This is a genomic window from Pseudoalteromonas sp. SR43-7 (genome assembly GCF_014163785.1).
GTDB classification, from domain to species: domain Bacteria; phylum Pseudomonadota; class Gammaproteobacteria; order Enterobacterales; family Alteromonadaceae; genus Pseudoalteromonas; species Pseudoalteromonas distincta.
Map to the genome: position 1 here is coordinate 255,148 of NZ_JACJDY010000003.1, position 25,473 is coordinate 280,620.

26 protein-coding genes are annotated in these 25,473 nt (G+C 38.4%); 19 read left to right on the top strand and 7 right to left on the bottom strand.

The features are described 5' to 3' along the window. Position 1 precedes the first annotated feature (1 nt). Positions 2–1,072, top strand: coding sequence for a DUF418 domain-containing protein (locus H5087_RS03785; RefSeq protein ID WP_182671241.1), 1,071 nt, complete (start codon positions 2–4; stop codon positions 1,070–1,072). 86 nt (positions 1,073–1,158) lie between these two features. Beyond that, positions 1,159–2,172, top strand: a complete 1,014-nt coding sequence (gene rluF, locus H5087_RS03790) for a 23S rRNA pseudouridine(2604) synthase RluF (RefSeq protein ID WP_182671212.1) — start codon at positions 1,159–1,161, stop codon at positions 2,170–2,172. Positions 2,173–2,191: 19 nt separating this feature from the next. Here rluF and H5087_RS03795 read toward each other — a convergent pair whose 3' ends face one another. Then, entirely contained in the window at positions 2,192–2,776 is a 585-nt protein-coding gene (locus tag H5087_RS03795) for a hypothetical protein (protein ID WP_182671213.1), read from the bottom strand. Positions 2,777–2,952: 176 nt separating this feature from the next. After that, positions 2,953–3,093, bottom strand: coding sequence for a hypothetical protein (locus H5087_RS20125; RefSeq protein ID WP_259397728.1), 141 nt, complete (start codon positions 3,091–3,093; stop codon positions 2,953–2,955). Between the two features lie 241 nt (positions 3,094–3,334). Between H5087_RS20125 and H5087_RS03805 the strand changes: the two genes are divergently transcribed. Beyond that, on the top strand, positions 3,335–3,667 hold the full coding sequence (locus tag H5087_RS03805) for a PBPRA1643 family SWIM/SEC-C metal-binding motif protein (RefSeq protein WP_182671214.1): 333 nt from the start codon (positions 3,335–3,337) through the stop codon (positions 3,665–3,667). Between the two features lie 109 nt (positions 3,668–3,776). On the opposite strand, the gene H5087_RS03810 is transcribed toward H5087_RS03805, so the two are convergent. Then, the gene (locus H5087_RS03810; RefSeq protein WP_182671215.1) at positions 3,777–6,845 is read right to left on the bottom strand and encodes an efflux RND transporter permease subunit; all 3,069 of its coding nucleotides are present in this window, start codon (positions 6,843–6,845) and stop codon (positions 3,777–3,779) included. 2 nt (positions 6,846–6,847) lie between these two features. After that, entirely contained in the window at positions 6,848–7,930 is a 1,083-nt protein-coding gene (locus H5087_RS03815) for an efflux RND transporter periplasmic adaptor subunit (protein WP_165724062.1), read from the bottom strand. Positions 7,931–8,052: 122 nt separating this feature from the next. On the opposite strand from H5087_RS03815, the gene H5087_RS03820 reads away from it, so the two are divergent. Together H5087_RS03820 and H5087_RS03825 are read left to right on the top strand one after the other, a co-directional pair. Continuing rightward, positions 8,053–8,949 (top strand): LysR family transcriptional regulator, encoded by an 897-nt coding sequence (locus H5087_RS03820; RefSeq protein ID WP_002958590.1) that lies wholly within the window; start codon positions 8,053–8,055, stop codon positions 8,947–8,949. Further along, on the top strand, positions 8,939–9,250 hold the full coding sequence (locus H5087_RS03825; protein WP_096794573.1) for an MGMT family protein: 312 nt from the start codon (positions 8,939–8,941) through the stop codon (positions 9,248–9,250). The genes H5087_RS03820 and H5087_RS03825 overlap by 11 nt, the downstream gene beginning before the upstream one ends. Positions 9,251–9,497: 247 nt before the next feature. Here H5087_RS03825 and H5087_RS03830 read toward each other — a convergent pair whose 3' ends face one another. Together H5087_RS03830 and H5087_RS03835 are read right to left on the bottom strand one after the other, a co-directional pair. Further along, positions 9,498–10,505 carry a hypothetical protein gene (locus H5087_RS03830; protein ID WP_182671216.1) on the bottom strand — a complete coding sequence of 336 codons (1,008 nt, stop codon included), beginning with the start codon at positions 10,503–10,505 and terminating at the stop codon, positions 9,498–9,500. Between the two features lie 155 nt (positions 10,506–10,660). After that, the gene (locus tag H5087_RS03835) at positions 10,661–11,290 is read right to left on the bottom strand and encodes a hemolysin III family protein (protein ID WP_182671217.1); all 630 of its coding nucleotides are present in this window, start codon (positions 11,288–11,290) and stop codon (positions 10,661–10,663) included. Positions 11,291–11,475: 185 nt separating this feature from the next. Between H5087_RS03835 and H5087_RS03840 the strand changes: the two genes are divergently transcribed. Together H5087_RS03840 and H5087_RS03845 are read left to right on the top strand one after the other, a co-directional pair. Next, positions 11,476–11,826, top strand: a complete 351-nt coding sequence (locus H5087_RS03840) for a hypothetical protein (protein WP_182671218.1) — start codon at positions 11,476–11,478, stop codon at positions 11,824–11,826. Positions 11,827–12,225: 399 nt separating this feature from the next. Then, entirely contained in the window at positions 12,226–13,704 is a 1,479-nt protein-coding gene (locus H5087_RS03845; protein ID WP_182671219.1) for a cellulase family glycosylhydrolase, read from the top strand. 60 nt (positions 13,705–13,764) lie between these two features. Here H5087_RS03845 and H5087_RS03850 read toward each other — a convergent pair whose 3' ends face one another. Further along, entirely contained in the window at positions 13,765–15,456 is a 1,692-nt protein-coding gene (locus H5087_RS03850) for an alkaline phosphatase (protein ID WP_182671220.1), read from the bottom strand. Between the two features lie 298 nt (positions 15,457–15,754). On the opposite strand from H5087_RS03850, the gene H5087_RS03855 reads away from it, so the two are divergent. The 12 genes from H5087_RS03855 to H5087_RS03910 all read left to right on the top strand — a co-directional run bounded on the left by H5087_RS03855 (position 15,755) and on the right by H5087_RS03910 (position 25,466). Next, complete coding sequence (locus tag H5087_RS03855) at positions 15,755–16,027, top strand: hypothetical protein (protein ID WP_182671221.1); 273 nt, start codon at positions 15,755–15,757, stop codon at positions 16,025–16,027. Positions 16,028–16,262: 235 nt separating this feature from the next. Then, entirely contained in the window at positions 16,263–16,841 is a 579-nt protein-coding gene (locus H5087_RS03860) for an LON peptidase substrate-binding domain-containing protein (RefSeq protein WP_024596915.1), read from the top strand. A gap of 68 nt (positions 16,842–16,909) precedes the next feature. Then, entirely contained in the window at positions 16,910–17,533 is a 624-nt protein-coding gene (locus tag H5087_RS03865; protein WP_002962457.1) for a sigma-70 family RNA polymerase sigma factor, read from the top strand. Further along, entirely contained in the window at positions 17,526–18,206 is a 681-nt protein-coding gene (locus H5087_RS03870; RefSeq protein WP_182671222.1) for a ChrR family anti-sigma-E factor, read from the top strand. The genes H5087_RS03865 and H5087_RS03870 overlap by 8 nt, the downstream gene beginning before the upstream one ends. An 8-nt stretch (positions 18,207–18,214) precedes the next feature. After that, complete coding sequence (locus H5087_RS03875; protein ID WP_138490055.1) at positions 18,215–19,168, top strand: DUF523 and DUF1722 domain-containing protein; 954 nt, start codon at positions 18,215–18,217, stop codon at positions 19,166–19,168. After that, positions 19,168–20,562, top strand: coding sequence for a deoxyribodipyrimidine photo-lyase (gene phrB / locus H5087_RS03880; protein ID WP_182671223.1), 1,395 nt, complete (start codon positions 19,168–19,170; stop codon positions 20,560–20,562). The genes H5087_RS03875 and phrB overlap by 1 nt, the downstream gene beginning before the upstream one ends. Before the next feature lies 1 nt (position 20,563). Continuing rightward, positions 20,564–20,992 (top strand): nuclear transport factor 2 family protein, encoded by a 429-nt coding sequence (locus H5087_RS03885; RefSeq protein WP_182671224.1) that lies wholly within the window; start codon positions 20,564–20,566, stop codon positions 20,990–20,992. 2 nt (positions 20,993–20,994) lie between these two features. Further along, entirely contained in the window at positions 20,995–21,705 is a 711-nt protein-coding gene (locus tag H5087_RS03890; protein WP_182671225.1) for an SDR family NAD(P)-dependent oxidoreductase, read from the top strand. Then, on the top strand, positions 21,702–22,958 hold the full coding sequence (locus tag H5087_RS03895; protein ID WP_182671226.1) for an NAD(P)/FAD-dependent oxidoreductase: 1,257 nt from the start codon (positions 21,702–21,704) through the stop codon (positions 22,956–22,958). Before H5087_RS03890 ends, H5087_RS03895 begins: the two co-directional genes overlap by 4 nt. Beyond that, a complete protein-coding gene (locus tag H5087_RS03900; RefSeq protein ID WP_182671227.1) occupies positions 22,951–23,688 on the top strand; it encodes a DUF1365 domain-containing protein in 738 nt (245 codons plus the stop codon). Before H5087_RS03895 ends, H5087_RS03900 begins: the two co-directional genes overlap by 8 nt. A 37-nt stretch (positions 23,689–23,725) precedes the next feature. Beyond that, positions 23,726–24,988 (top strand): cyclopropane-fatty-acyl-phospholipid synthase family protein, encoded by a 1,263-nt coding sequence (locus tag H5087_RS03905; RefSeq protein WP_182671228.1) that lies wholly within the window; start codon positions 23,726–23,728, stop codon positions 24,986–24,988. Continuing rightward, positions 24,966–25,466 carry a DUF2878 domain-containing protein gene (locus tag H5087_RS03910; protein ID WP_182671229.1) on the top strand — a complete coding sequence of 167 codons (501 nt, stop codon included), beginning with the start codon at positions 24,966–24,968 and terminating at the stop codon, positions 25,464–25,466. The genes H5087_RS03905 and H5087_RS03910 overlap by 23 nt, the downstream gene beginning before the upstream one ends. Positions 25,467–25,473 lie beyond the last annotated feature (7 nt).

Sequence of the window (25,473 nt, forward strand, 5' to 3'; positions counted from 1 at the left end):
TATGGACTTTATTCGCGGCGTTGCCGTGCTTGGCCTTGTTTACATGAATGCTTACGCCTTCGGCATTTTTGAATATGGGTATAGTTCCTTAACTAATCCTCCTGTTAGCGACTCAATTATTCACACCCTTAGCAGTGTGTTTGTGGACGGGCGTTTTAGAACGCTGTTTAGTTTGCTTTTTGGTGCTGGGCTTTATATTCAGTGGCAACGTTACAAGTCTGAAGTGGAGATAAAAAGCAGGCTCTATTGGTTAATCCTCTTTGGTTTAGCGCATGGTTTTTTACTTTGGGCCGGTGATATTTTATTTGTTTACGGTGTATCTGGCTGGTTTGTTATTAAATATTTAGAAAGTGATAGCAACGTACTTTTAAAAAGAGGGTTTGCATTTACCTTGTTGTCGGCTGTGATTACCTTACTTGTTATATATAGCGTACCCGATGAAGTGATTTACCGCGATACAGCACAGTTTATTGAATTATATAACCCACACTATATTGATTACTTTATCAGTAACCTTGCTATGAACACGTTAATGCTTGTTATGGTGCCAATAATGACAATGTGGATGTGCGTGGGCCTTATGCTCATTGGCATTTATTTATATAAACAAAACGTTTTTAGTAAAGGCTTAACGACTCAGCAATTAATAGTTTGCGGTGCAATGACCTTTGTTTTTTGTGGAATCAGGCTTTATGCATTACAGCTTAATGGCAGCTTAGGATATGGGGTGCAAGAATTTGTAAATATTTTTGCGGCGCTAGGTATGGCTACGCTGTATATTCATTTAATTGTTAAATTTTGCAATAACAGCGCACACGTTGGCACGCTTATTCAACAAGCGGGGCGCTTAGCATTTACTTTATATATTAGTCAAACACTCATACAACTGTTGTTATATAAAGTGCTATTTACGCACTGGGTGCTCAATTTTGATCGTATTGACTACTGGTTAGTTGCAACGGCATTAGTTGCACTGCAGCTTATATTTACCTTTATATACAGCCGCTATTTTAACCAAGGCCCGCTTGAATTTGTATGGCGTAAATTAACGAAAGCAAAAATTAATGCTTAAACACCTATAAATTTTAAATTAGGGGCGAAAAAATAGTGTGGGTGGTTTACACTACTCGCCTTAAAAATTACTACGCTATAAGTGCCATGACCGAATTAAAACGTTTAAATAAATTTATTAGTGAAACAGGATTTTGTTCACGCCGCGAAGCCGATAAATATATTGAGCAAGGTCGTGTCAGCGTTAATGGCTACTCGCCTGAAATGGGCGTAAAAGTTGCTGCTACCGATGTTGTATTGGTTGATGGCAAGCCACTTAAAGCCACACCAAAGCGCGTTTATATCGCTTACAATAAACCCGTTGGTATTACGTGTACTACCGAAAGTAAAATTCAAAGTAATATTATTCGCGCGGTAAATTATCCTACGCGTATATTTCCAATAGGGCGTTTAGATAGACCGTCTGAAGGGCTTATATTTTTAACTAACGAAGGCGACATCGTTAATAAAATTTTGCGTGCGGGTAATAACCACGAAAAAGAATATGTTGTTACGGTTGATAAACCGCTTAATCGTCAGTTTGTTACAAAAATGGCCAATGGTGTGCCTATTTTAGATACTGTTACTAAAAAGTGTAAAGTGACACAAACTGCCCCTAAAGAATTTAAAATAGTACTTACACAAGGTTTAAACCGTCAAATACGCCGTATGTGTGAATATTTAGGTTACGAAGTGGTGACGTTAAAGCGTACGCGCATAATGAACGTAACACTAAAAGGTTTAAAGGTAGGGCAGTGGCGTCATTTGTCTGATACTGAAATGGCGCAAATCAACGACTCGATTTCTGACTCAGGTAAAACTCAAGAACATTCGCTTGATGCTAATAAACAATCAGAAAATAATACGCCGTCAGCTCCTAAAAAGCGTGATTTTCAGGGTGAAAATCCTCGCCGTTTTAATAAAGGCGAACAAAGTGGCGAGCGAAATTCAAGTCGCAACTCTGATCGCAGTAATGCTAATGGCGAGCGCAAAAATGAGCGCAGTAAAGCACCTTATCAAAAGCGTTCTACCACGTATGTTGGTAAGCCAAAAAGTATTAAAGAGAATAAGTCGTCACAGTCAAAACCTAGCTCGGGGCGTACCCTTAGCTTAAAAAAATAATCTGCACCTAGGTTTTCTACTACCACTGTATTTCTTGTACTATATTACCAAGTGGGCTTGTAATGCCCACTAAATTTATATTGTTATTTTGCAAAGTCACCAATTTATTCTTATCTAAATACCATCTAAAAGTGTATTTTCTGTAGTTCTGTAAACTAAGCACAGTTAGTGTTGTACAACTGTACTCATAATCAGTTGGGCAACTACCTACCTCAAGTAATTGATGCTCTTGCTGCCATATATTATTGCTGTGTTTATTGGCCCATAATTTCACAGAAATACAAACTGACGTCCATAACCATAAGTAAATTAAAATGGGCAAAAACAGTGGTATAAATGCGCTGCGGAACTTCCCATGCTCAGCAATATAATTTTTAACTGTATGTTTAAATTCAAAGTTATTATTGTATTTTTTATATAGGTGCCTTAATAAAACAACCGACAACACTATCGCCGTTATTGGAAATAACGTAAATGTTAAGGTGTTATATATACTGTTGGGGATAAAAGCGGGGTCGGCTTGTTCATCCCATGCAAGTAAAACCAGCGGAGGTGCTGTTACTAAGAGTAATAAGGCGCTGTTGAAGAGTTGCTTAAAGGTCAAAGGGTATTCACTTATAAAATGTTGCTTGTATAAAGCCCAAATTAGCGCTTAATGTTTCGCTATTAAATGCTAAAGCCAATATAAAATAAGAGTATACCTAAATAAACTGCAATCGCCGATAACGAGTTTTTAGAGCGCAGGCGCTTAACAAGGTCGCGTGTGCCATCAACCATGCCTTAAATCACCAGTACTAAACCACCTGTAAAACGGTAGTTGTTTAAGTTCACGTTACCATTCTCGTCAGTTATAAAGCGTAAATAACCAAAAAGTATAAAAACGCTGCCCGCTATTAGTATCGCGGTTTTAAAATTTTCCAAGGCTTTTCCATAATATTGAGTTAGATACTAAAATGGCACTAAGTTGAGTCATGATAATTTTACTATATTTCGAATTTAAATTTTGCCTAAATCCATTAAATGGCCTCATTATGTCGCTATATTAGGCGTATATACGCTAAAGCCTGATTTATATTGTGCATTATCAAGTACACTTAGTTATATGCAGGGTAAGCTGTTAAGATGCGCCGTCTCAATAGTGTAGAAAGGTTATAGAAGTAGCATGTCAAAGTTTTTCTTTATGGGTAAGCCCGACATAATGGGTAAAAATAACAGTAATGGATTTGCGCCAAAACGTACTGCAAAGCCAGGCTCAGAGTTACACCCGCTCACGTTAACTGTAAACTCAGTTGAACGACAATCAGAAATAGAAGCAATATTAGAAGAGCATTCGCTGTTTGCTTCAATTGAAGTTAAAGCTGAAGTACCAGAAGATATTCGCGAACTAGAGTTTGCACTTAGCAAGTCAACACCACAAGTATTTGATAAAGTACCAGAGCGTAACGCACCTTGTGTATGTGGTAGCGGCAAAAAATATAAGAAGTGTTGCGGTTAGTTTCTTAACAACTAAATATGTAGCCTTTCTTTTTTCATCGGTATTAAATAAAAATGCCACTGACCTTGAGCCAGTGGCATTTTTTAATGTTAACCGATTATATGCTTAACTACTTACGCGGTTCGTAATCAATTCTAAATATAACCGTGTAAAGTACGGGTACCACAATTAGCGTTAGTATGGTGGCAAAGCCTAAACCAAACATTATAGTTACCGCCATTGACTGGAAGAACACGTCAAATAACAGCGGGATCATACCTAAAATAGTAGTTATAGCCGCCATAGCAACTGGGCGTACACGGCTCACACCAGAGTCAAATACGGCCTCATAGGGAGATTTACCTTCCCTTAATTCGAGATTTATTTGATCAACTAATACAATACCGTTTTTAATAAGCATACCGCTTAAGCTTAATAAACCAAGTAGTCCCATAAAACTAAACGGAGCATTCATAGCTAACAAGCCCGCGCTTACACCGATAATAGCTAACGGAACCGTTGCCCAAATCACAAGTGGTTGCTTAAGCGAGTTAAAAAGTAATACGGTTACTGCAAACATCGCTAAGTAACCCAGCGGTAATGAGCCAAATATTGCTTTTTGAGCTTTGCTTGAAGATTCAAACTCGCCGCCCCATTCCAGTTCGTAACCGCGCGGTAATTCCATGTTTTCTATTGGTCCGCGAATACGCGCAAATAGTTTAGCTGGGGTTTCATCCCCTAATACATCGTGATCGGCCATAATCGTAATTGTACGTTTGCGATCGCGGCGCATTATTAGGCTGTCTTCCCACTGTACAATAAACTCGTCTACCACTTGGGTTACTGGTACAAATACACCAAGTACTGGGCTGTATATTTGAAGGTCGTGTACGCTTTCTACGTTTAAGCGCTCGTTAGCAGGAGATCGTGCAATAATAGGCAGCAACTGCGTGCCATCGCGATATACGCCCACTTGTTTACCCGATAAACTTGTTAGTAATACATTGTCTAAGTCAGATTTACTAATACCTAAGCGGCGTGCTTTTTGCTCGTTAAACTGCGGGCGAATCATTTTAGTACGTGCACGCCAGTCATCACGAATATTGTATGCGCCATCGTCGTTACCAATAAGTTCTTCAGCTTTAGCAGCGAGTTGTCTTAAAATAACAGGATCAGGGCCTGAAAAACGCGCTTCTATTTTTGCATCAGTAGAGGGGCCAATTTCCATTGGCTTAATTTTAAGCTGTGCAGAGAGTGCATGATTATTTGAGTAATCACGTACAGTTTGCATTACAGTCGCTACGGCTTCTCTGTTGGCTACACGAATAATTAATTGCCCGTACGCGGGATATGACTTTTCTGGTGCGTAGGTAAGCATAAAGCGTGGCGCGCCTTGGCCTGTTGTACTTGTTACTTCTTCAACAAGGTCTTCTTTTTGCAAAAACTCTTCAAGTTTTTTAACGCCCTCTAGGGTTGAGCGAATATCAGATCCTTGCTCTTGCCAGTAATCTACATAAAACATAGGTGTATTAGAGGCAGGAAAAAACGACTGTTTAACAGAGCCAAAACCAACAACCGCAGTACACAGTAAAGCAACCATTAATATAAGCGTGGTTTTTCTAAAGTGCAGCGCTAAATCTAAAACCGCTTTGTAACCATTAAAAATAAAGCCTTTATATGGGTCTTCATCTTCTTGGCCTTCTTCGTTTTTAAACTCGTTTTCTTTGAACATTAAATTGGCAAAAAATGGCGTTAATGTTATGGCTGTTATCCAACTTAATAAAAGCGAAATAAACAACACCCAAAACAAGCTACCGGCAAATTCACCACTGGCATCAGAGCTTAATCCAATTGGCGCAAAGGCAGTGACTGCAATGACTGTTGCACCTAATAAAGGCCATTTTGTTTGCTCAACAATATTAACCGCCGCTTTGAGTTTTGTTTGGCCACGTTTAAGGTTGATTAGTATCCCTTCGGTTACAACTATTGCGTTATCAACCAGCATACCAAGCGCAATAATAAGTGCCCCAAGCGATATGCGTTGCAAGTCGATAGCAAACAACTTCATAAATATAAACGTACCCAATACAGTAAGCAGTAAAATACCACCAATTAAAACACCGCTTTTTAAACCCATAAATAACAGGAGTACTACAATAACAATCGCAATGGCTTCAAGTAAGCTGATAATAAAACCATCAACCGATTTTTGAACCTCTTGTGGTTGGTTGTATACCGAATTTATGTCAATACCATGAGGGCGTTGATACTCAAGTGAAGCTAAGTGATCGTCAATGTGTTTACCCACATCTACCACGTTAACTCCCGACATAAACGACACGCCAATAAGCAAAGCTTGCTGAGAGTTATAACGAATAACATTGTTAGGTACTTCTGCGTACTCTCTGTAAACCTTTGCTACGTCGCCTAAATAAATAAGCTCACTTGCACCAGGTTTTGAAATTAATAGCGTTTCGAGCTCTTTTACATCTTTAAACTCGCCAGTAGGGTGCAATCGAATTGACTCATCGCCCACGCGAATTTTACCCGCGTTAGATACCGTATTTTGCGATTGCAGTAACTGAAATATATGACTTGGTGCAATACCTAGTTGAGCCAATTTACGCGTTGATACTTCAACCATTACTTGCGGTTGTTGCTCACCTGCAACTGTTACTTTACTTACACCTTTAACCAAGACTAGCTCGCGCTTTAAAAAGTCGACGTAGTCTTTAAGTTCGTCATATGAGTAGCCATCACCGGTTACCGAATACATAACACCGTAAACATCGGCAAAGTCATCTAAAATAGTACTTGGGTAAACGCCGCTGGGAAGCGAAGGGGAGAGGTCGTTAATTTTACGACGCATTTCATCCCAAATTTGGCGAAGTTGCTCTTTTCGGTAGGTACTTTTCATCTCTACCGAAATTTGTGATTTACCGTTAGATGAAATAGACGTAACGTAATCAACATAAGGTAATTGCTGAATCGCGTTTTCCAGAGGAAAAGTTACTTCTTCTTCTACTTGTTGCGGCGATGCGCCAGGGTACATGGTAATAACCATGGCTTTTTTAAGCGTAAACTCAGGGTCTTCTAATTGCCCTAAATCAAAATACGACACGGTACCGCCAATTAATAGCAGCAGCGTAAACATCCAACTGATTACTTTTTTCTCAATGGAGAGTTGTGCAAAGCTCATAATTATAAGCCTCGCTCTTTATTCCATGCTCTTACTTTCATGCCTTCTTTTAGTGAGTGCACACCGGCAGAAACAACAATTTGGCCTTCTTTAATACCACTTAACACCTCAATACCATCGCGGTGTAGCTGGCCAATTTTTACTGCTTGTTTATGTACTTGGCTAGTTTCTGAATCAAAAAGCCACACGTAGGCATTATCTTTAATAGATTCTTGAGGTTCAGAAAACACTGACTCAATTGGCAGTATTGTGTAAGACACTTGCGAGCGAGTTACTTTACTTAAATCAATAAATACACTACCCGTCATACCCGCTAGTAAATTAAAGTCTTCAGGTACTGGTAGCGAAAACACAACTTTATAGGTAAGTGTTGCAGGGTCTGCTTGGGTATCCCACTCTTTAATATCAAGTGTGTATTCTTTATCGTCAAAGCCATCGAATTTTACAGTAGGGTGGTAATCAGTGCCTTTTTGAAAACGAGCGACTATTTTTTCAGGAACCTGGATTTCTACATCCATTAAATCGCGTGTTTCTAAGCGTAATATATTTTGTTTGGCTTGAATGTTTTCAAAGTTTTTAACAAATACTTTTGCAACTGTGCCTGAAAATGGCGCGCGTAGCTCGCTGTACTCAAGGTTTGTTTGTGCAATTTTAAATGCAGATTCAGCAATTTGCATATTAGCAGTGGCTTGATCTAATTCTGATTGGCTGGTTATTTTTTTCTCAAATAATTGCTCAATACGGCCAAGTTGTGACTTTGCCAATTCAAAGCGCGCTTTGCGCTCATCAAACTGCAACTGAAAATCTTCAGGGTCAAGTTTTGCTAATAAATCACCTTTTTCAACGTGTTCACCAGCAAGCACAGGAAACTTAATAAGTTCGCCGTTTACCCTAAAAGCAAGGTAAGAGCCTTGGTTTGCAACAACCTCAGCAGGAAAGCTGCGAATGTTAGTTTGAGAATCATGACCTATGTTGAATAATTTAACAGGGCGAATGGGCTCTTCTTTAACTTGTTGTTCTGGCTCAGAACAGGCTATTAAGCTTAATAAAGTCGTAGTTAAAAAACATAGACGAAAGAGTTTCATGTCTTCTCCGTTGCAATGATGGCAAAATAATTAAGTGCAGCATACGCTGCAAACATATAAAATAAAAATCATTAAATTTTAGAAACTTAATAAGTTTTACTTATAATGTTGCAGAGTGCTATATGAAGCTGAATCAATTAATAATTTTAGATGCCATAGTGCAAAGCGCAAGCTTAAGCGGGGCAGCACTAAAGCTACATAAAACGCAGCCAGCGCTTACACTTGCTATTAAAAATCTAGAAGAAAAAATAGGGTTTGAGTTGCTAGACAGAAGTAAGTACCGATTACAGCTTACTGAAAAAGGGCGTATTTTTCACCGCGAGGCGCAGCAACTTCTGCATGCCAACGACGAGCTAGCGCAGCTTGCTAAAGAATTGGCACTCGGTAATGAACCCCAATTTAGAATTTGTTACGAACAACTTTGCCATACGCAGAGTTACAACGAGATCATAAGTAATACTTTTAGATTGTTTACCAGCACCGAATTTAGCTTAACAAGCGGGAAGCGCTTTATTTCGTTAGAGCAAGTAAATAGTGGGCAAGCCGAATTGGGCATTGGCCCGTGGTTTGATTTATTTCATGCGACAGGCGATTTAGAAAGCGTACCTATAGGCAGGCTCGATATTGGCATTGTCAGCGCTAAAGGCGTACTCCCTCAAAAGCTAACCTATAGCGAACTACAAACGTATCCGTGTTTAGCTATGTTTGAAAGTGACTTGAGTATCGACAGCGACAGACTATCGTACTCAAAAGGCTCCGCCATGATGAAAATTGATGATGTATCGACCTTAAAATCGTTTTTACTTTCAGGTGCAGGTTGGGCAATGATGAGCCTAGAACACTGCGCTCCTGAAATAAAAGCAGGCTTACTTCAAGAAATACACATAACTGACCGAGAGCATAAATTTAGCGCACAAATTAGAGCCTTTAGACAACATGCAGTGCACCACGGCCCTGTAGCGCGTACTATTTGGGAGCAATTTAAAGTACTTAGTGAGGCGTATTTAAATGAACGCTGATATTGATAAAGAAACACTTATTTATACTGTTATCGCAGGCATACCAATAGGTAAAGTGGCAAGCTACGGGCAAGTTGCAGCTCTTGCGGGCTACCCGCAAAACTCACGGTTGGTTGGGCGCTTATTAAAAATGATGCCAAACGACTCGGTTATACCTTGGCACAGGGTAGTGAATAGCCAAGGTAAAATATCATTCCCTGAAGGTAGCGAAAAATACCAAGAACAACGCGAAAAGCTATTATCAGAAGGCGTATTGTTTAAAAATGACAAAGTAAATATGCGTGAGTGTCGGTGGGAGTGATATGACTATTATTGGCAGGTAAGTGCCATAGCTGACTTTCAAGGCGTGAATTGATACTCTGTTGGGTGGCGCCTTCGGCTTAACCAACCTACCTTTTGACGTAGGTCGGATAAGTGGCGAAGCCACGCCATCTGACACAGTAAAATACCTTGCCAATTATTATCAATATTTTATGTTGTCGACTGGCTGGAGAGTGTCAATTGCGGCCATTGGTAACGCCCTAATCAGCCGACGCATCAGTGAACGGCTATATTTTCTTATTAGCTTTGTAGTGCAATATTCTAGTATTTACGCCTAAGAATTCATAAGCCGCAGCAGCCTTCATTACCAAATCTTCGTCTCTACACAAAAACAAATGACAAAATGAAGCAACACCTGCATGGGTCATATCACTAAAAGATGCCCGAAATCTTCTATCTTTTTTCATTTTAGAATCACGATAGTATCCGAGAAAATTCAACTGATGATAGACTGCGTTGACCTTCTCTTGAATCGTCCGCTCTCTATCCGAATCGGCTTCAAAGCTATGTGGCTTTACCCCGAAGAATGTTCTTATATCTATTTCTGAGAATCCTTCAGTGTCTGATAACATCTGCCATATTTTTTCCACCACGTTTGGCGGCTTTACATTTTTTAATATAACTGGTCTGATTCCCGTTTTGGCCTGGAACTCTGAAATTGGGGATCCATCTCTTTCATCAAGTTCCTTTGCTACTCTCGAAGTTTGACTGCTCATTAATGCAGGCAAATCCTGAATAAGCTTTTTGATGCCTTCTATATCTATGGTGTCATCCGACGAAACTTCGTCAATTCCTTCAAATGCTTCCTTTATGTACTTTTGTAAATTAGCAGCGCCTTGCTGGAAGATTTCCTCGAAAGATCTATCCGGTTGCCCCCCATAAAATTTCATGAGCATCTCAGACATGCCAAAATCGCCATCAGAGTTTTCCAATTGGTTGGCTAAAAAGCGCTTATAAATATCATTGGGGAGAACTGAATGAATATTTGCCTGACCAGTTTGTTTGAAGTTTTGATCAAGAATTGGCTCTATATACTTTGCCTCGATCTCTTCTAGTAGTTCAAGAAAATTACTTTCATAACCTAATGACCGCTGAACTTCCTTTAGAGTCTCGTCTGAATAGACTGGAGTGAGGCCATTGTTTTTAAGTAACTCTATAACCCGATGAGGGTCGCCTTTAGTCATCAAGTCTAATACGTTGTGATCTAGATATACCAAAATACGGTTGTCTTCCATAACTTCCTCTTAAAGCTAACAGCTTATTGAACACCATTCTGGAGTTTATAACACATCAAAACAGCGATTAATTATATGCTATTCATCATTAGGTTAAACTTTTACCAGCGTCCGCTCATCGCTCAAACCAGACCATATTAATTGGCTATACCAGCTCAATAAACATAATTACTAATTGAAATATAATGGCAAACACACCCAGCAATAACAAATAAGTGCCAAATAGCGTGGCTAAATTGGGTGCTTTTAGCGCTGTAAAAAAAAGTGCCTAAACTATAAAAAATACCGCCGGCAAGTAGCCAGTAAAGTGCTTTTACATCAACACTTGAATAAAGCGGATATACAATAGCTAGTGCAAACCAACCCATGAGTAAGTAGGTGGCGAGTGATATTTTTTTATTGCCGTTTTTTACAAATACTTTGTACGCAACGCCCGCCAGTGCCACAGCCCAAATAAATGTGAGTGTTGCCCATGACCAAGCACCAGTTAATGAGATTAATAAAAAGGGAGTGTAGGTGCCGGCAATGAGTAAGTATATGGCGCAGTGATCGCACTTTTTATAAAAGGCTCTTAAGCGCGGTTGAATACTGGCATGGTACAAAGTGGACGACAAAAACAGTACAAATAGACTGCTGCCATAAATTGCAGTACTAATATACGCTTTAGTGCTGGTGGCTTGGCTAAATAAATCCCACATAACAAATGCGGCAAATACAATACCAAGTGCATGGCTAATTACGTTTAGTTGTTCTTCTTTACGGGAATAAGGCGCTTCTAACGACATAACTGTTCCTACCACTATTGGAATTAATTTCAGTGTACAACTGTACGCTGAAAGTTTCAATCTTAGCTGTGAGTAATTCTAAATAACTTTATTTGATACGCTACATTAGCTTTTACTTGATTTTAAAGAGAATTAATTCACTATGTTGGTGTCTAGTGTAATACATATTACGAGCTGAAATAACCATGAAACAAGATCTAAAAGCTGCTTTACTTACCGCCATTGTTTATCCTGGAGCGGGGCATTTTTCTTTAAAAAAACACCTTATAGGCGCTATTTTTGCGGGTGTATTCTCTGTTCTTTTAATTTTAACCTTTCAAGATATATTTGCGATTGCACAGTGTACTGCAAATGAAATTGTAAACGGAAAAATCCCCATGTCGGTTACGGCCATATTAAAAGCCGCGCAAAAACCATCAGACACCTGTGCTCAACTCGCTGAATATAAGTATGTACCTTTAATGATTATAATTTGGGTGCTGAGCATGATGGATGCATACCGTTTGGGCAGAAAAGCGCTGCCCACTAAAAAATAAGCCAGTTAATCAGAACTCGGTTTGGTTGGCTTATTAATTTTCTTTCCACATATTTATCCCTGATATTTAGCTATTATTGATAGCGGTAATAATTATTATTACCGCTTTTTCATTTTTATACATATTTTTTGTAACCGAGATTTTTGCCTGCACCATGTAAACATAGTGTAAATACCTGTATATACCCAGTAAAATCCTCAAACCTCGTTAAATTGCTCACTTGTTGATACTTAGTTAATTAAAGCCCTTCTCCTTGTGTCTTTTTTTTCATTTAATGTTAATAAATAAATGATACTTTCTGCTCGCCAAATTAACTTTGTTTAACTATTAAGCATTGGTTTGGTGTCAATTTATTACATCAAGCAATGACGACTGATAATTTCAATTTAAGGAAATACGATGAATAACAGTTCAAATAATTACACAAGAAAGGATTTTAAAGTGGCGAGCTTATCGTTAGCTTTATTATTAGGATGCTCAACTATGGCCAATGCCGCTGTTGAGAAGTTAACGGTGAGTGGGAATCAAATTCTTGCATGTGGAGAAAACACAAGCTTTGCAGGACCTAGCCTATTTTGGAGTAACACCGGTTGGGGCGCTGAAAAGTTTTATACAGCACAAACAGTAGCAAAGGCAAAAACTGAATTTAATGCAACATTAATTCGTGCAGCTATTGGTCATGGTACGAGTACTGGTGGTAGTTTGAACTTTGATTGGGAGGGCAATATGAGCCGTCTTGATACTGTTGTAAACGCAGCTATTAGCGAAGATATGTACGTTATTATTGATTTTCATAGCCATGAAGCACATACGGATCAGGCAACTGCAGTTCGCTTTTTTGAAGAGGTAGCTACTAAATATGGGCAGTACGACAATGTTATTTATGAAATTTATAACGAGCCGTTACAAATTTCGTGGGTTAACGATATTAAGCCTTACGCAGAAACAGTTATTGATAAAATTAGAGCAATCGACCCTGATAACTTAATTGTGGTTGGAACGCCTACGTGGTCGCAAGATGTTGATGTGGCATCACAAAACCCAATTGATCGAGCCAATATTGCTTACACTCTACATTTTTATGCTGGCACGCATGGTCAATCGTATCGAAATAAAGCACAAACAGCACTCGATAACGGCATTGCACTATTTGCTACAGAGTGGGGAACAGTTAATGCTGATGGCAATGGTGGTGTTAATATTAATGAAACTGATGCATGGATGGCATTTTTTAAAACAAACAATATTAGCCACGCTAACTGGGCTTTAAACGATAAAAACGAAGGTGCATCGTTATTTACTCCAGGCGGTAGTTGGAATTCACTAACCGCGTCAGGCGCTAAAGTTAAAGAGATCATTCAAGGTTGGGGTGGTAGTACGGTTGCTTTAGACTCTGATGGCGATGGTATAAGTGACAGCCTTGATCAGTGCGATAATACTCCCGCAGGTACAACGGTTGATAGTATTGGTTGTGAGGTAACTGACAGCGATGGCGATGGTATTAGCGATAGTGTTGATCAATGCCCTAATACACCTGCAGGTGAAACTGTTAATAATGTAGGTTGCGTTGTTGAAGTAGTTGATCCTCAAAGCGATGTGGATAACGATGGAGTGAATGATGATATTGATCAGTGCCCAGATACACCCGCTGGTAAAAGTGTTGATACAAACGGATGCAGTGTTGTAAGTTCAACAGATTGTAATGGTATTAATACATATCCTAATTGGGTGAAAAAAGATTATTCGGCCGGTCCGTTTACTCACAATAACACCGACGATAAAATGCAATATCAAGGTAATGCATACAGCGCAAATTGGTATACAAACAGCATTCCCGGAAGTGATGCTTCGTGGACGCTTATCTATAGCTGTAGTTAAGCGCGTTAAATAAAATATGCGTAGAAGGTAAATAATACATTCACCTTCTTTTTAAAAGTATTAGCCTTTATAAACATTTTGGTGTTGATCAGTGATGTTGTAGCTTGGGGAATTTATGTTATCTATATAGCGCCAATCGCTAGTAATTTGCTCTTTAGTAATAGTCAGTAACATATAACCACGGTGTGATAAGTCACAATAGTTTAAATCGTTTATTAACAATGAAAGCGAGTCAGCCATTTGCTTTGCTTGTGCTGTATTAAGCGCTAAATAATGCTCCATACCCGGGGATGTAACACCAGGCGTTGCAAATTCTACTCCTACGTTTTCGCCTTTTGCATTTTTTAATGTGCCATGCCACGCATTGTGCGTATCACCTGCAACCACGACTAACTTTTTATTTAATGCGGTAACGCTTTTGTATAATGCTTCGCGCTCGCTTGGGTAACCATCCCACGCATCTAAATTGTAAGGCATTAAAGTATTTACGCGTGCAAGTTGCGCGGGTGTTACCGCTTTATTAGCTAACACGGCTTTTTTAATGGTAACAAGCTCTTTTAACACCTGAGGTATTTTAGTGCGATCGGATTGCGAGAATATTTCAGTAGGTAGCCACATTTTAGTCATCAATACTTGCTGGCCCAATACTTGCCATTTTGCATTTGATTTAGTTATTGCACTGGTGAGCCAGTTTAGTTGTGTGTTACCTAGTAACTGCCTATTTGGATTATTTAAATCACTGGCAAAGCGCGCAACATCCATTTGTTTGGTCTCTAGGTTTTTATAGTCGCTGTAAGCGAGTTGTTTATCGCGTGCTATTACGCGCGTATCTAGCATGTGCAAGCTTATTAAATTACCAAAATCGAAGGTGCGGTATATTTGCGGGCTTTGTTCACCCATAGGCGGTCTAATTGGCAGCCATTCGTAATAGGCTTGAATAGCTGCTGCACGGCGCTTAAAAAAGTCACCTTCATCAGGGGTATGATTTTCAGCACCACTTTTATAGGTATCGTTGGTAACTTCGTGGTCATCCCATATTGCGATAAATGGCGCTGCAGCGTGAAGTGCTTGTAAGCCTTGGTCTGTTCTGTAAATAGCATAGCGCTTACGATAGTCGCCAAGGGTAATAATTTCACCGCTGTTATCGGCTGCTAATTGGCGGCCAATGTTTTCAGCATTTTCGGTAGCGTATCCGCCCATTGGGTATTCGTAAATGTAATCACCCAAATGCAGTACTACATCTAAATCTTTTTGTTTAGCGGCATCGGTGTAGGCATTAAAGTACCCAGCAGGGTAGTTTGAGCACGACACAACAGCCATTTTTATTTGTTCAACATTGTTTATTGGTAGTGTTTTAGCCCGGCCAATTGGGCTTTGTGTATTTAAACCCACAAATCGATAAAAGTACTCTGTGTTTGGAGCAAGTTCTTGCACATCTATTTTTATTGTAAAGTCTCTGCTTTTATCTGTTTGTTCGCGCCCGCTGCGGATGATGTTTTTAAATTGAGAGTCACTTGCCAGTTCCCAAGCAACAGTAACTTCAAAATTTGATTGAGAAGTAGTTGCACGTGTCCAAATTATTAAAGCATTACTGAGCGGATCGCCACTGGCTACACCGTGTTTAAATTCAATAGCCGATAGTGGTTTGTTTGTTAATGTTTGAGCACAACCTGTAATGGCACTCGATACTGCGACGGTAAATATGCTTGCTGCTGAGGTTTTTAAGAAATTTCGACGTGATGAAAGGGTCATACTGCACTTTTTGAATTATTTATAGTGGTGTGCACTTTAGCGGGTAGATATGACGTTTTTATAAACGCTAAATGTATTTAGTGTGACGGTATTAATACATTTAAACCCTTTTATTTATTAACTAAAAAGTAGTCAAAAAATTAAATTAAATGGTTAAATTAACAAGGTATGAATTTTTTAAATTAAAGTGTTGTATGTAAAACTGTTTAATTACAGTTTCTTACGATTTATTTTTATGTTGGCACAACCCTTGAGTATGTAACTACGTCTAAACAATACACAAACAAGGAATACCATTATGAAACATTCAATTAAAATAGCTATGGCAAGTTTATTAGTATTAGGTTCTGCGCAAGTACATGCAACAGAAGTGGACCTAGATGTAACTGATATATTAACTCAAAGTGTAGCAAGCTACGTAATGCAAACCACAATCGAGCTTGAAAAATCACTAAAGGAAACGCTTTATTTTGATGCTAAAACTGTTTTAGAGGGTTTATTAGATGAGCCCGCTTTAACAGATAGCTCAGCGCTTAAAAATACTGACACTAGTATAAAAAACGTAAAATAAATCATTTAAAGGATTAAAACGATGAGCAGTGAACTTGGATTATTTGCATTAATGTTAGCACCCGTAGTCAGTATGATTAGCGCTTATTACTCGGTTCAAGTGTTTAAAGCTATGGGAGGTTGGTTTAATCTTTAGCCAATTATATAGCTGGTAATTAATTCGATTCATACAAAGCTGATCGACTTAGCAAAAGCGCACGTAAATAAAGGCAGAGTGTTTGAAAGAAGTAGACTTTATGAAACGTGCGATTTTTCCATTACCCATTTTTATGTTACCTGAAGGCTATACGCGATTACGCATATTTGAGCCTCGCTATTTAAATATGGTTAAAACCGCATTAAAAAACAATACAGGGTTTGTGCTTTGTACATTTGAGCACGACACGCCATTTAATATAAGCGCGCAAGGTTGCCTTGTTGATATTATTGATTTTGACCAAGACGACAACGATGTATTATTAATCGATGTGTTTGCTTCTCAAAGCGTTCAAATAAATGATGTTTATCAAGACGAGGACGAACTGCGACATGGTTTGGTGTCTTCTTGTAATACGCCATATTGGTATAAGGATTCTAACAACTCAGTTGGCGAACATGACTTATTGCATGATGCGCTTTTAAACGTGTTTAAAAGTAATCCGGAACTTAATTTACTGTACAAAAAAACTCACTTTGACAAACTGCCTTGGATTGCAGCTCGTTGGCTTGAGCTCCTACCTATTTCTATTGAGAAAAAACAGCAACTTGCGTTTGAAACGAACTTTGATAACTTACTGAATTTCCTCCATACTGTGATTAATAACGAATTTGCCTAAATTTTATGATCCTAAATTAATTATTGCCCGTATTACTTAATACAAAAGCAATAACGGGATAAACTATTATGGTAAGTCAACAACAGTCACCACGTTGTGAACCTAATACAGGTAAGTACACTGCCATGCCAGAAACGCCGAGTAAAGAACTCATGCAAGCGCTTATAGATGTTGCACAGTCACGCGATAAAAAAGCATTTTCCTATTTATTTGAATACTTTGCGCCAAAAATTAAACGCTTTGGAATTAAGCAATTTGGTGTTGAAGCTCAAGCAATGGAGCTTGTGCAAGAGACGCTAACATCTGTTTGGCGTAAAGCACATTTGTATCACAGTGATAAAGGTGCGGCTACTACGTGGGTTTATACCGTTATGCGTAATGCTTCATTCGATATGCTTCGTAAAATGAAAAGTAATAAAGAAGAAAACATAAGCGAAGATATTTGGCCGTTATTAAACGAATCACAAGATACACATCACGAATACAGTGATCATTTAGAAGATAAACAAATTAAACGTTATTTAGACAAATTACCTATTGCTCAACGCGAAGTGGTAAGAGGCGTTTATTTTCAAGACATGTCGCAAGAGCAACTTGCACATCAACTTAATATTCCAGTAGGCACGGTAAAATCACGATTGCGTTTGGCCTTGCAAAAATTACGTAATGAAATGGGAGATCAGCATGATTAAACATCACCCGAGTGAAACTTTACTGACACAGTATTGCGATGCATCACTTGCTACATCATTGAGTTTAGCCGTTTCTATACATGTAGATATGTGCCCTGTGTGCCAAGCTAAAGTAGCTAAAATTGAGGCAAGCAACGCAAACGCATTATTTAGCGAAGAGCCAGCGCAGTATGAGAAACCTCAAGCTGAGCAACCTGAGTTACTTGAAGAATTTGAATTGAATGTGCTTGATATGATCACGTCTGATGATTCTATCGACGAAGTTTATGAAGTAGAGCCTGTTTCTATTAAAGTTAATGAGCATAACTATCAGCTTCCACGTGCGCTAACGCGTATTTCTCACAGTAAATTTACCCAAGTGGGTAAGCTTGCTAGATCGCGTATTGCACTTGATGATGGCCCATTACGCTCTAGCTTGTTACATATTGATGCTGGTGGTGAAATACCAGAACACACACACACTGGCTTTGAAGTTACTTTACTCCTAGATGGCGAGTTTAGTGATGAAGATGGTAGTTACGTACCAGGTGACTTTATATGGCAAGATGGTAGCCACCAACATACTCCTTTAACAAAAGATGGTTGTTTGTGCTTTACAGTTGTCAGTAGTGCGCTACATTTTAATAAGGGCTTCAGCAAGTTACTAAATCCAATAGGTAATTTGATTTACTAAGAGAATTTATGCACACAGATATAATAAAAATAGGTATAAGCGCCTGCTTAGCAGGCGAAAAAGTTAGATTTGACACAGGTCATAAAAAGTCAAACTTCTGTATGGATGAGTTAGGTAAACACGTTGAATATACACGGTTTTGTCCGGAGGTAGCGGTAGGTTTACCAATACCTCGACCAACTATTCGCCAAGTTAAAGTGGGAGACACTATTAAAGTATGCCGCCCAGATGGCACTGGAGATGTAGGTCAACAACTTACCGAGTATGGTAAAAAAGTTGCAACAGAACAAGCTAAAGAGTTGAGCGGGTTTGTATTTTGCGCAAAAAGTCCAAGCTGTGGCATGGAACGCATTAAAATATACAACGAAGCAGGCACGGGTAATACCTCTGAAGGCGTTGGTTTTTTTGCTGAGCAAATAATGAAGCACAACCCATTATTGCCATGTGAAGAAAACGGTCGCTTAAATGACATGCATTTACGCGAAAACTTTGTAATGAGAATTTACGTATTTAAAAATTGGCAAAAGTTAGTACAAGAACCACTAACGGTTCACAAGCTTACTCAATTTCATTCTCAGTATAAGTACTTGTTGATGGCTCATAATTACCAAGCTTATCGAGATTTGGGTAATCTGCTTGGAACGTTCGTAGGTGACGATATAAATGCAGTTGCGGATGAATATATTTTAGGTTTGATGACGGGTCTGAAAAAGCCAGCTTCTCGAAGAAATAATTGCAACACCCTAATGCATTTACAAGGCTACTTTAAAAATGATTTATCGAAGGTTGAAAAACAAGAACTTCGTGATGCCATAGACGAATACCGCGAAGGATTGGTGCCATTGTATGTACCACTTACTTTGTTAAAACATCATTTGAAAGTTCATCCGAATGAGTACCTTGAAAAACAAGTGTTTTTTAACCCATACCCTCACGATTTAAAATTACGATTTGGTATTTAATGGATACATTATTTTGGTTTAGGCGCGATTTGCGCCTTTTTTCTAATGAAGCGTTAATTCAAGCGCTAAATAATGGCGCTAAACACGCCATTTTTTTTGTGTCTGAAAAGCAGTGGCAACAACACCAAGCTGCGCCTATTCAGATTGACTTACTCATGCGCCGAGTTGCTTATCTTCAATCACAACTTGCTGATTACGGTATTACTTTACATATTATTGAAGCGCCTAGCTTTAGTGATTGTACGCGCGAGCTTATTAACTTTTGTAAAGCAAACGATGTAAAACACGTAATTGCTAATACAGAATATGAGCTTAATGAAGCAAACCGCGATAAAGCAATTTTGCATGAATGCGATGAGCTTTCTATTACTTTTACTTTGTACGAAGGTGACTTAATTGCACCTGTTGGAACGATCAAAAATCAAAGTAATGAAATGTATAAAGTGTTTACTCCATTTAAACGTGCATGGTTAAAGCAGTATCAAGATACACACTTTAGTTTGCCACAATGGCCTTTAACTTCTGAGCCAATAAAATTTGATGAAAGCGACTTACTAAAAAGTGATGGATGCTCAGATAAGTGGCCGGTTGACGACGAAACACTCTCTACCGTAGTTGATAACTTTATATGCGACAAACTTACAAGTTACGACGACCAGCGTGATATTCCCAGTGTAAAAGGCACATCGGGTTTAAGCCCGTATTTAGCACTAGGTATTGTAAGCACAAAGCAACTGCTTATTAATATTCAGCAGCGTTATCCTGATATTTTAACTACATCTAAAAGTAAAACGTTTACGTGGATTAACGAGCTTGTATGGCGCGAATTTTACAGGCATTTAATTGCTGAATTTCCGAAGCTTTCGCGCGGCGATAACTTTAACGAAAAGTATAACGCCGTAGTGTGGCGTAAAAGCGAAAATGAATTTACAGCATGGTGTGAAGGGCGTACAGGTTACCCGTTAGTGGATGCTGCAATGCTACAACTAAAGCAAACCGGTTGGATGCATAATCGTTTACGAATGGTTGTTGCAAGCTTTTTAACTAAACATTTATTAATAGACTGGCGTGAAGGTGAACGCTTTTTTATGCAGCACTTAATTGATGGCGATTTAGCCTCAAATAATGGTGGTTGGCAGTGGGCTGCAAGTACGGGCTGTGATGCTCAGCCTTATTTTAGAGTTTTTAATCCTATCAGACAAAGCGAGCGCTTTGATCCAACGGGCAAGTTTATCCGTAAGTATTTGCCAGAGCTTGAAAACGTGCCAGATAAACACATTCATTTTCCACACACTTATTTAGCCGCAACAGGCAAAGATAAGGAATGTTACTGGCCAGCAATAGTTGATCATAAAGCGGCACGAGAACGTGCACTTGCTGCATTTAAGGTGTGATATGGATAACCAGTTACCAGTAGATAAATTTGTTGAAATATACCAACAGCTTGATAGCACTAATCTTGATTTATTGAGTGATATTTACTGTGACAACATACAGTTTATAGACCCGATGCATGAAATTAACGGCATTGTAGAATTGCGCAGATACTTTGCTAACTTATACAGCAACGTTAAGCATTGCCAGTTTGATATTAGTGATTCGTTTAACAGCGGTAACAATGCTTTTATTTATTGGACTATGCATTATGCACATCCAAAGCTCTCATCAGGTAAAACTATCTCGGTAGACGGTCATAGCAAGCTTATTTTTAAAAATGGCAAAATTATTAAGCACAGAGACTACTTTAATGTGGGCGAGTTGTTATACAAACACATTCCTTTACTTGGTAGCGTTATAAAGCTAATTGATAAAAGAGCAGGTTAATTATGATCACACTTATAACGGGTGCTACATCAGGTATTGGCGAGCAGCTAGCAATTAAATATGCACAGCTAGAAGACACTGTTGTAGCTTGCGGTCGTAATAGTGATAAGCTCGCCGAGCTTGCTAAATACGACAATATCCAAGCATGTAAATTTGATGCAACTAACCTGCAAGATATAAAAGAGTCTACTATTGGCTTTCCTCATTTTGACCGTGTTATTTTAAACGCGGGTAATTGTGAATATATAGATGATGCGCGCAACTTTGATAGCGCGTTGTTTGAGCGTGTAATAAACGTAAATTTACTTTCTATGGGGTATTGCCTTGAGGCGTTACTTCCTAAAATAAATCCAGGCGGCCAACTTGTTTTGGTCAGCTCAAGTGTTACTTATCTTGCGCTACCTCGTTCAGAAGCTTATGGCGCATCAAAAGCGGGTGTAAGTTACTTAGCAAAAAGCCTAGCGGTTGATTTAAATGATGTTGATGTGACTTTAGTTCATCCTGGGTTTGTAAAAACGCCACTTACTAATAAAAATGATTTTCCGATGCCTATGGCCGTTACTGCTGAAAAAGCCGCAGACTATATGATTAAGGGTATTCAAAAACGCCGCAAAGACGTTCATTTCCCTTATCGTTTTACACTTATATTAAAAGCTTTACGCATTTTACCACTGCCGATTTGGCTTAAAATCGCAAAAGGATTAGCCCGTTGAAAAAAATAGCAATAATAGGAACTGGTATATCTGGTTTAACATGTGGACATTTGCTTCACAAACATTACGATGTAACCGTATTTGAAAAAAATGATTACATAGGTGGCCACACAGCAACGGTTGATGTTGATGTGTGTGGCATCAAATACGCAATAGACACTGGCTTTATTGTATTTAATGACCGAACTTACCCATATTTTGAAAAGCTTCTTTCGCGCATCGGTATTGATAAACAAACAACCCAGATGAGCTTTAGTGTGCACAATGAAGCCACTGGTTTTGAATACAATGGACATACATTTACAAGCTTATTTGCACAGCGTCGTAATATTTTTAGACCTAAATTTTGGCGATTATTGTACGACATTGTTAGGTTTAACAAACTGTGTAAAGCACTACATGAAAAAAGTGACTACCAGTCTGATCAATCATTAGGGCAATTGCTTAACGATAACCAGTTTAATGACTTTTTTAAATACCATTATATTCTTCCTATGGGCGCGGCTATTTGGTCTACCAGTATTAAAGAAATGGAAAACGTAGGCGTTGAGTTTTTTGTTAAGTTTTTCTTTAATCATGGGCTTTTAGATGTAACCAATAGACCACAGTGGTATGTAGTACCAGGAGGCTCTCGTCAGTACATTAAGCCGCTGATCAGAGGTTTTGCCGACAAAATTAACCTCAATACAAATATTAAATCAGTTACGCGTCAAAATGATGAAGTAACAATAGAGTTTGCCAATGGTGAGCAAGGTAAATTTGATAAAGTAATATTTGCTTGTCATTCAGATCAGGCGCTTGCACTACTGGGTGATGCTACTGAGCAAGAAAAGTCAGTATTGGGTGCAATAGCTTACACTGAGAACTCAGTGGTGCTGCACACCGATACAAACCTTTTGCCAGATAGAAAAGCGGCATGGGCAAGCTGGAACTACCTACTTAATAACAACACGGATAAAGCCGCTGTTGTAACTTACCAAATGAATATTTTGCAAGGTATACAATCAGATACACAGTTCTGTGTAACGCTTAACCATCTTGAAGGAATAAGCCAAAGTAAAATTTTGCGCGAGTTTACTTATCACCACCCTGTATTTAACCAAGAGTCTATTGCGGCTCAAAAACTTAAACACAGTATTGATGGACACAACAATAGTTACTATTGTGGCGCTTATTGGTACAATGGTTTTCATGAGGATGGCGTACACAGTGGTGTAGATGTAGCCAAGCAACTTGGGGTCGAATTTGACTAGTGCAGTGTATTTAGGCGATGTTAAACATCGCCGTTTTGCTGTTAAAGAACATCGCTTTAGTTACCCTTTATATATGATGTGGGTAGATTTAAATAATCCTCAACAACTAAATGGTGTGCATAAACACATAGGTACGTCAGGCTTAAAGGCGTTAAAGTTTAATGAAGATGATTATCTTACAGGCACCTCACAGCTTGCTAAACGTCCCCTTATTGAGCGTGCACACGAACAACTTGCCAATTTAGGTATTACTGAAACCTTTTCTCATATTTACATGCTTGGGCAACTTCGTTGTTTTGGTGTGTATTTTAGTCCTGTTAATTTTTACTTTTTTGGTCATAACGACACCCGTTTTAAATACATGATTGCTGAGGTTAGTAATACACCATGGAACGAACGTCATTATTATTTGGTACCTTTAGAAAAAAAAGTGAACTTTAAAAAGGTTTTTTCCGTATCACCTTTCATGAATCTAGACATGAACTATCATTGGCATGTTAAGCAATCGTCTGATAAAACATTGATACATATTGAAAATAAGCGAAATGAAGAGCTGTTATTTGATGCTACACTTCGCTTAAAACGTAAAGAACTTACTAAAGAAGAAGTTAATAAGTTATTTAAACGTTTTCCGGCCATGACATGGTCTATTTTCAAAGGTATTTATTATCAAGCGTTAAAGTTGTTTATTAAACGAGTTCCTTTTTTAGGCCACTCAGGCAAGCCATAAAGCGCATAGATAGTCAGGACAATTAATAGGTATTTCAATGGATAAAGTGTCGAGCTTAAATTGCGAACAAAGCACAAATTGGTTAACTAACATATATAAAAAATTAGTGACTAAAGCCTTTTCGTCAATTGAAACAGGCCAAATAATTTTAATTGATGCAAATGAGCGTACAGTTTTTGGTGACTCATCTTCAGTTCTAAAAGCAACAATTATAGTAAACGATAAAGCTATGTATAAAGCATTTGCATTATCTGGTAGCGTTGGCGCTGGTGAAGCGTATATTTTGGGGCATTGGTCTTGTGACAATTTAACCTCTTTCATTGAGATATTTGCTATAAATGAAAAGCAACTTGATGAGTTTGAAAAGAAATTCGCATTTTTTAGTAATATCGCACATCGGTTTAATCATATAAAAAACAAAAATTCTGAATCGGGTTCTAAGAAAAACATCGTTGCTCATTATGATTTAGGTAATGATCTGTACGAATCATTTTTGAGTAAAGAAATGCTCTACTCAAGTGCCGTATATCCTACAAAAGAAGCGACACTTGAAGATGCTCAACAATACAAGCTGAAACGCATTTGTGAGCAAGTTGAGCTTCAAGAAAATGATTCAGTAATTGAAATTGGTACAGGGTGGGGTGCTTTTGCTATATATGCAGCCACACATTACGATTGCCATGTAACAACTACAACCATATCTGATGAGCAACATGATTATGTCGCCAATAAAATTGTTGAACTTGGTCTTGAAAGTAAAATAACACTACTCAAGCTCGATTACAGACTACTAAAAGGTAAATACGACAAGCTTGTTTCTATCGAAATGATAGAAGCGGTGGGCCATGAGTACTTACCTAGCTTTTTTACCCAATGTGGTGAACTGTTAAAAGATGACGGTGCCATGCTCATACAAGCAATTACTATTGGCGATCAGCGTTATAAGCATTACTTAAAAAACTCTGACTTTATCCAGCAGTATATTTTTCCAGGTGGGTGTTTGCCATCACTCAACGAAATGAGTGAACAGATTAAAAATAATACTGACATGGTAATTCATACTGTTAATGATATTGGCGCACATTACGCGCGAACATTGGCTGATTGGCGAAGCCGTTTTATAAAAAGCTGGCCTGATTTAGATCGCTCTAAATTTGATGAACGTTTTTATCGTTTATGGTTGTTTTATTTTGCTTATTGCGAAGGCGCGTTTAGAGCTAGAGCAACAAGTACGGTACATTTAATGGCGCGTAAACCACGTTTTGTTAGCGATAACGATGATATTGCGCTCGGTTATTAATTTTGTTTTATTTCAAGCAGTGTGGTTTTTATCATTGCTGCTTGAAGCTGATTCGCTACTTTTTAGCGGATTAATTATTGTTTTAATGTTTTGGTTGTCAAAACAAAAAAAACAAGACACCTTAATACTGATTAAAGCACTACCTTTAGCTCTATTGTTAGAATTTATAGCGGTAAAGTTAGGTTTATTAGAATTTAAAGTTTATCCCTTCCCTTTATGGCTTGCCTTTTTATGGGCCGCGTTATTACTTTCTTTAAATACCTCAATGATATTTTTAAGTAGATTGAAACTTTGGCAGGCTTTTTTGGTATGCATGGCTTTTGCGCCAGCAAGTTATTGGGCTGGAGCACGCTTTGAAGTAATAAGTTTAGGTTTACCTTTATGGCAGTTTTGGCTCGTTTACGGTGCGCTTTGGTCTACTGTGTTTACTGCTATTGTTTTTATAAACCAAAAAATTAAGTTATTCATCAACCGCTGATCGCCCA

Bases quoted from the DNA above. Each gene is read 5' to 3' on its own strand.
- H5087_RS03785 (WP_182671241.1), top strand. From the start codon at position 2: ATGGACTTTATTCGCGGCGTTGCCGTGCTTGGCCTTGTTTACATGAAT.
- rluF (WP_182671212.1), top strand. From the start codon at position 1,159: ATGACCGAATTAAAACGTTTAAATAAATTTATTAGTGAAACAGGATTT.
- H5087_RS03805 (WP_182671214.1), top strand. From the start codon at position 3,335: ATGTCAAAGTTTTTCTTTATGGGTAAGCCCGACATAATGGGTAAAAAT.
- H5087_RS03810 (WP_182671215.1), bottom strand. From the start codon at position 6,845: ATGAGCTTTGCACAACTCTCCATTGAGAAAAAAGTAATCAGTTGGATG.
- H5087_RS03815 (WP_165724062.1), bottom strand. From the start codon at position 7,930: ATGAAACTCTTTCGTCTATGTTTTTTAACTACGACTTTATTAAGCTTA.
- H5087_RS03820 (WP_002958590.1), top strand. From the start codon at position 8,053: ATGAAGCTGAATCAATTAATAATTTTAGATGCCATAGTGCAAAGCGCA.
- H5087_RS03825 (WP_096794573.1), top strand. From the start codon at position 8,939: ATGAACGCTGATATTGATAAAGAAACACTTATTTATACTGTTATCGCA.
- H5087_RS03830 (WP_182671216.1), bottom strand. From the start codon at position 10,505: ATGGAAGACAACCGTATTTTGGTATATCTAGATCACAACGTATTAGAC.
- H5087_RS03835 (WP_182671217.1), bottom strand. From the start codon at position 11,290: ATGTCGTTAGAAGCGCCTTATTCCCGTAAAGAAGAACAACTAAACGTA.
- H5087_RS03840 (WP_182671218.1), top strand. From the start codon at position 11,476: ATGAAACAAGATCTAAAAGCTGCTTTACTTACCGCCATTGTTTATCCT.
- H5087_RS03845 (WP_182671219.1), top strand. From the start codon at position 12,226: ATGAATAACAGTTCAAATAATTACACAAGAAAGGATTTTAAAGTGGCG.
- H5087_RS03850 (WP_182671220.1), bottom strand. From the start codon at position 15,456: ATGACCCTTTCATCACGTCGAAATTTCTTAAAAACCTCAGCAGCAAGC.
- H5087_RS03855 (WP_182671221.1), top strand. From the start codon at position 15,755: ATGAAACATTCAATTAAAATAGCTATGGCAAGTTTATTAGTATTAGGT.
- H5087_RS03860 (WP_024596915.1), top strand. From the start codon at position 16,263: ATGAAACGTGCGATTTTTCCATTACCCATTTTTATGTTACCTGAAGGC.
- H5087_RS03865 (WP_002962457.1), top strand. From the start codon at position 16,910: ATGGTAAGTCAACAACAGTCACCACGTTGTGAACCTAATACAGGTAAG.
- H5087_RS03870 (WP_182671222.1), top strand. From the start codon at position 17,526: ATGATTAAACATCACCCGAGTGAAACTTTACTGACACAGTATTGCGAT.
- H5087_RS03875 (WP_138490055.1), top strand. From the start codon at position 18,215: ATGCACACAGATATAATAAAAATAGGTATAAGCGCCTGCTTAGCAGGC.
- phrB (WP_182671223.1), top strand. From the start codon at position 19,168: ATGGATACATTATTTTGGTTTAGGCGCGATTTGCGCCTTTTTTCTAAT.
- H5087_RS03885 (WP_182671224.1), top strand. From the start codon at position 20,564: ATGGATAACCAGTTACCAGTAGATAAATTTGTTGAAATATACCAACAG.
- H5087_RS03890 (WP_182671225.1), top strand. From the start codon at position 20,995: ATGATCACACTTATAACGGGTGCTACATCAGGTATTGGCGAGCAGCTA.
- H5087_RS03905 (WP_182671228.1), top strand. From the start codon at position 23,726: ATGGATAAAGTGTCGAGCTTAAATTGCGAACAAAGCACAAATTGGTTA.
- H5087_RS03910 (WP_182671229.1), top strand. From the start codon at position 24,966: ATGATATTGCGCTCGGTTATTAATTTTGTTTTATTTCAAGCAGTGTGG.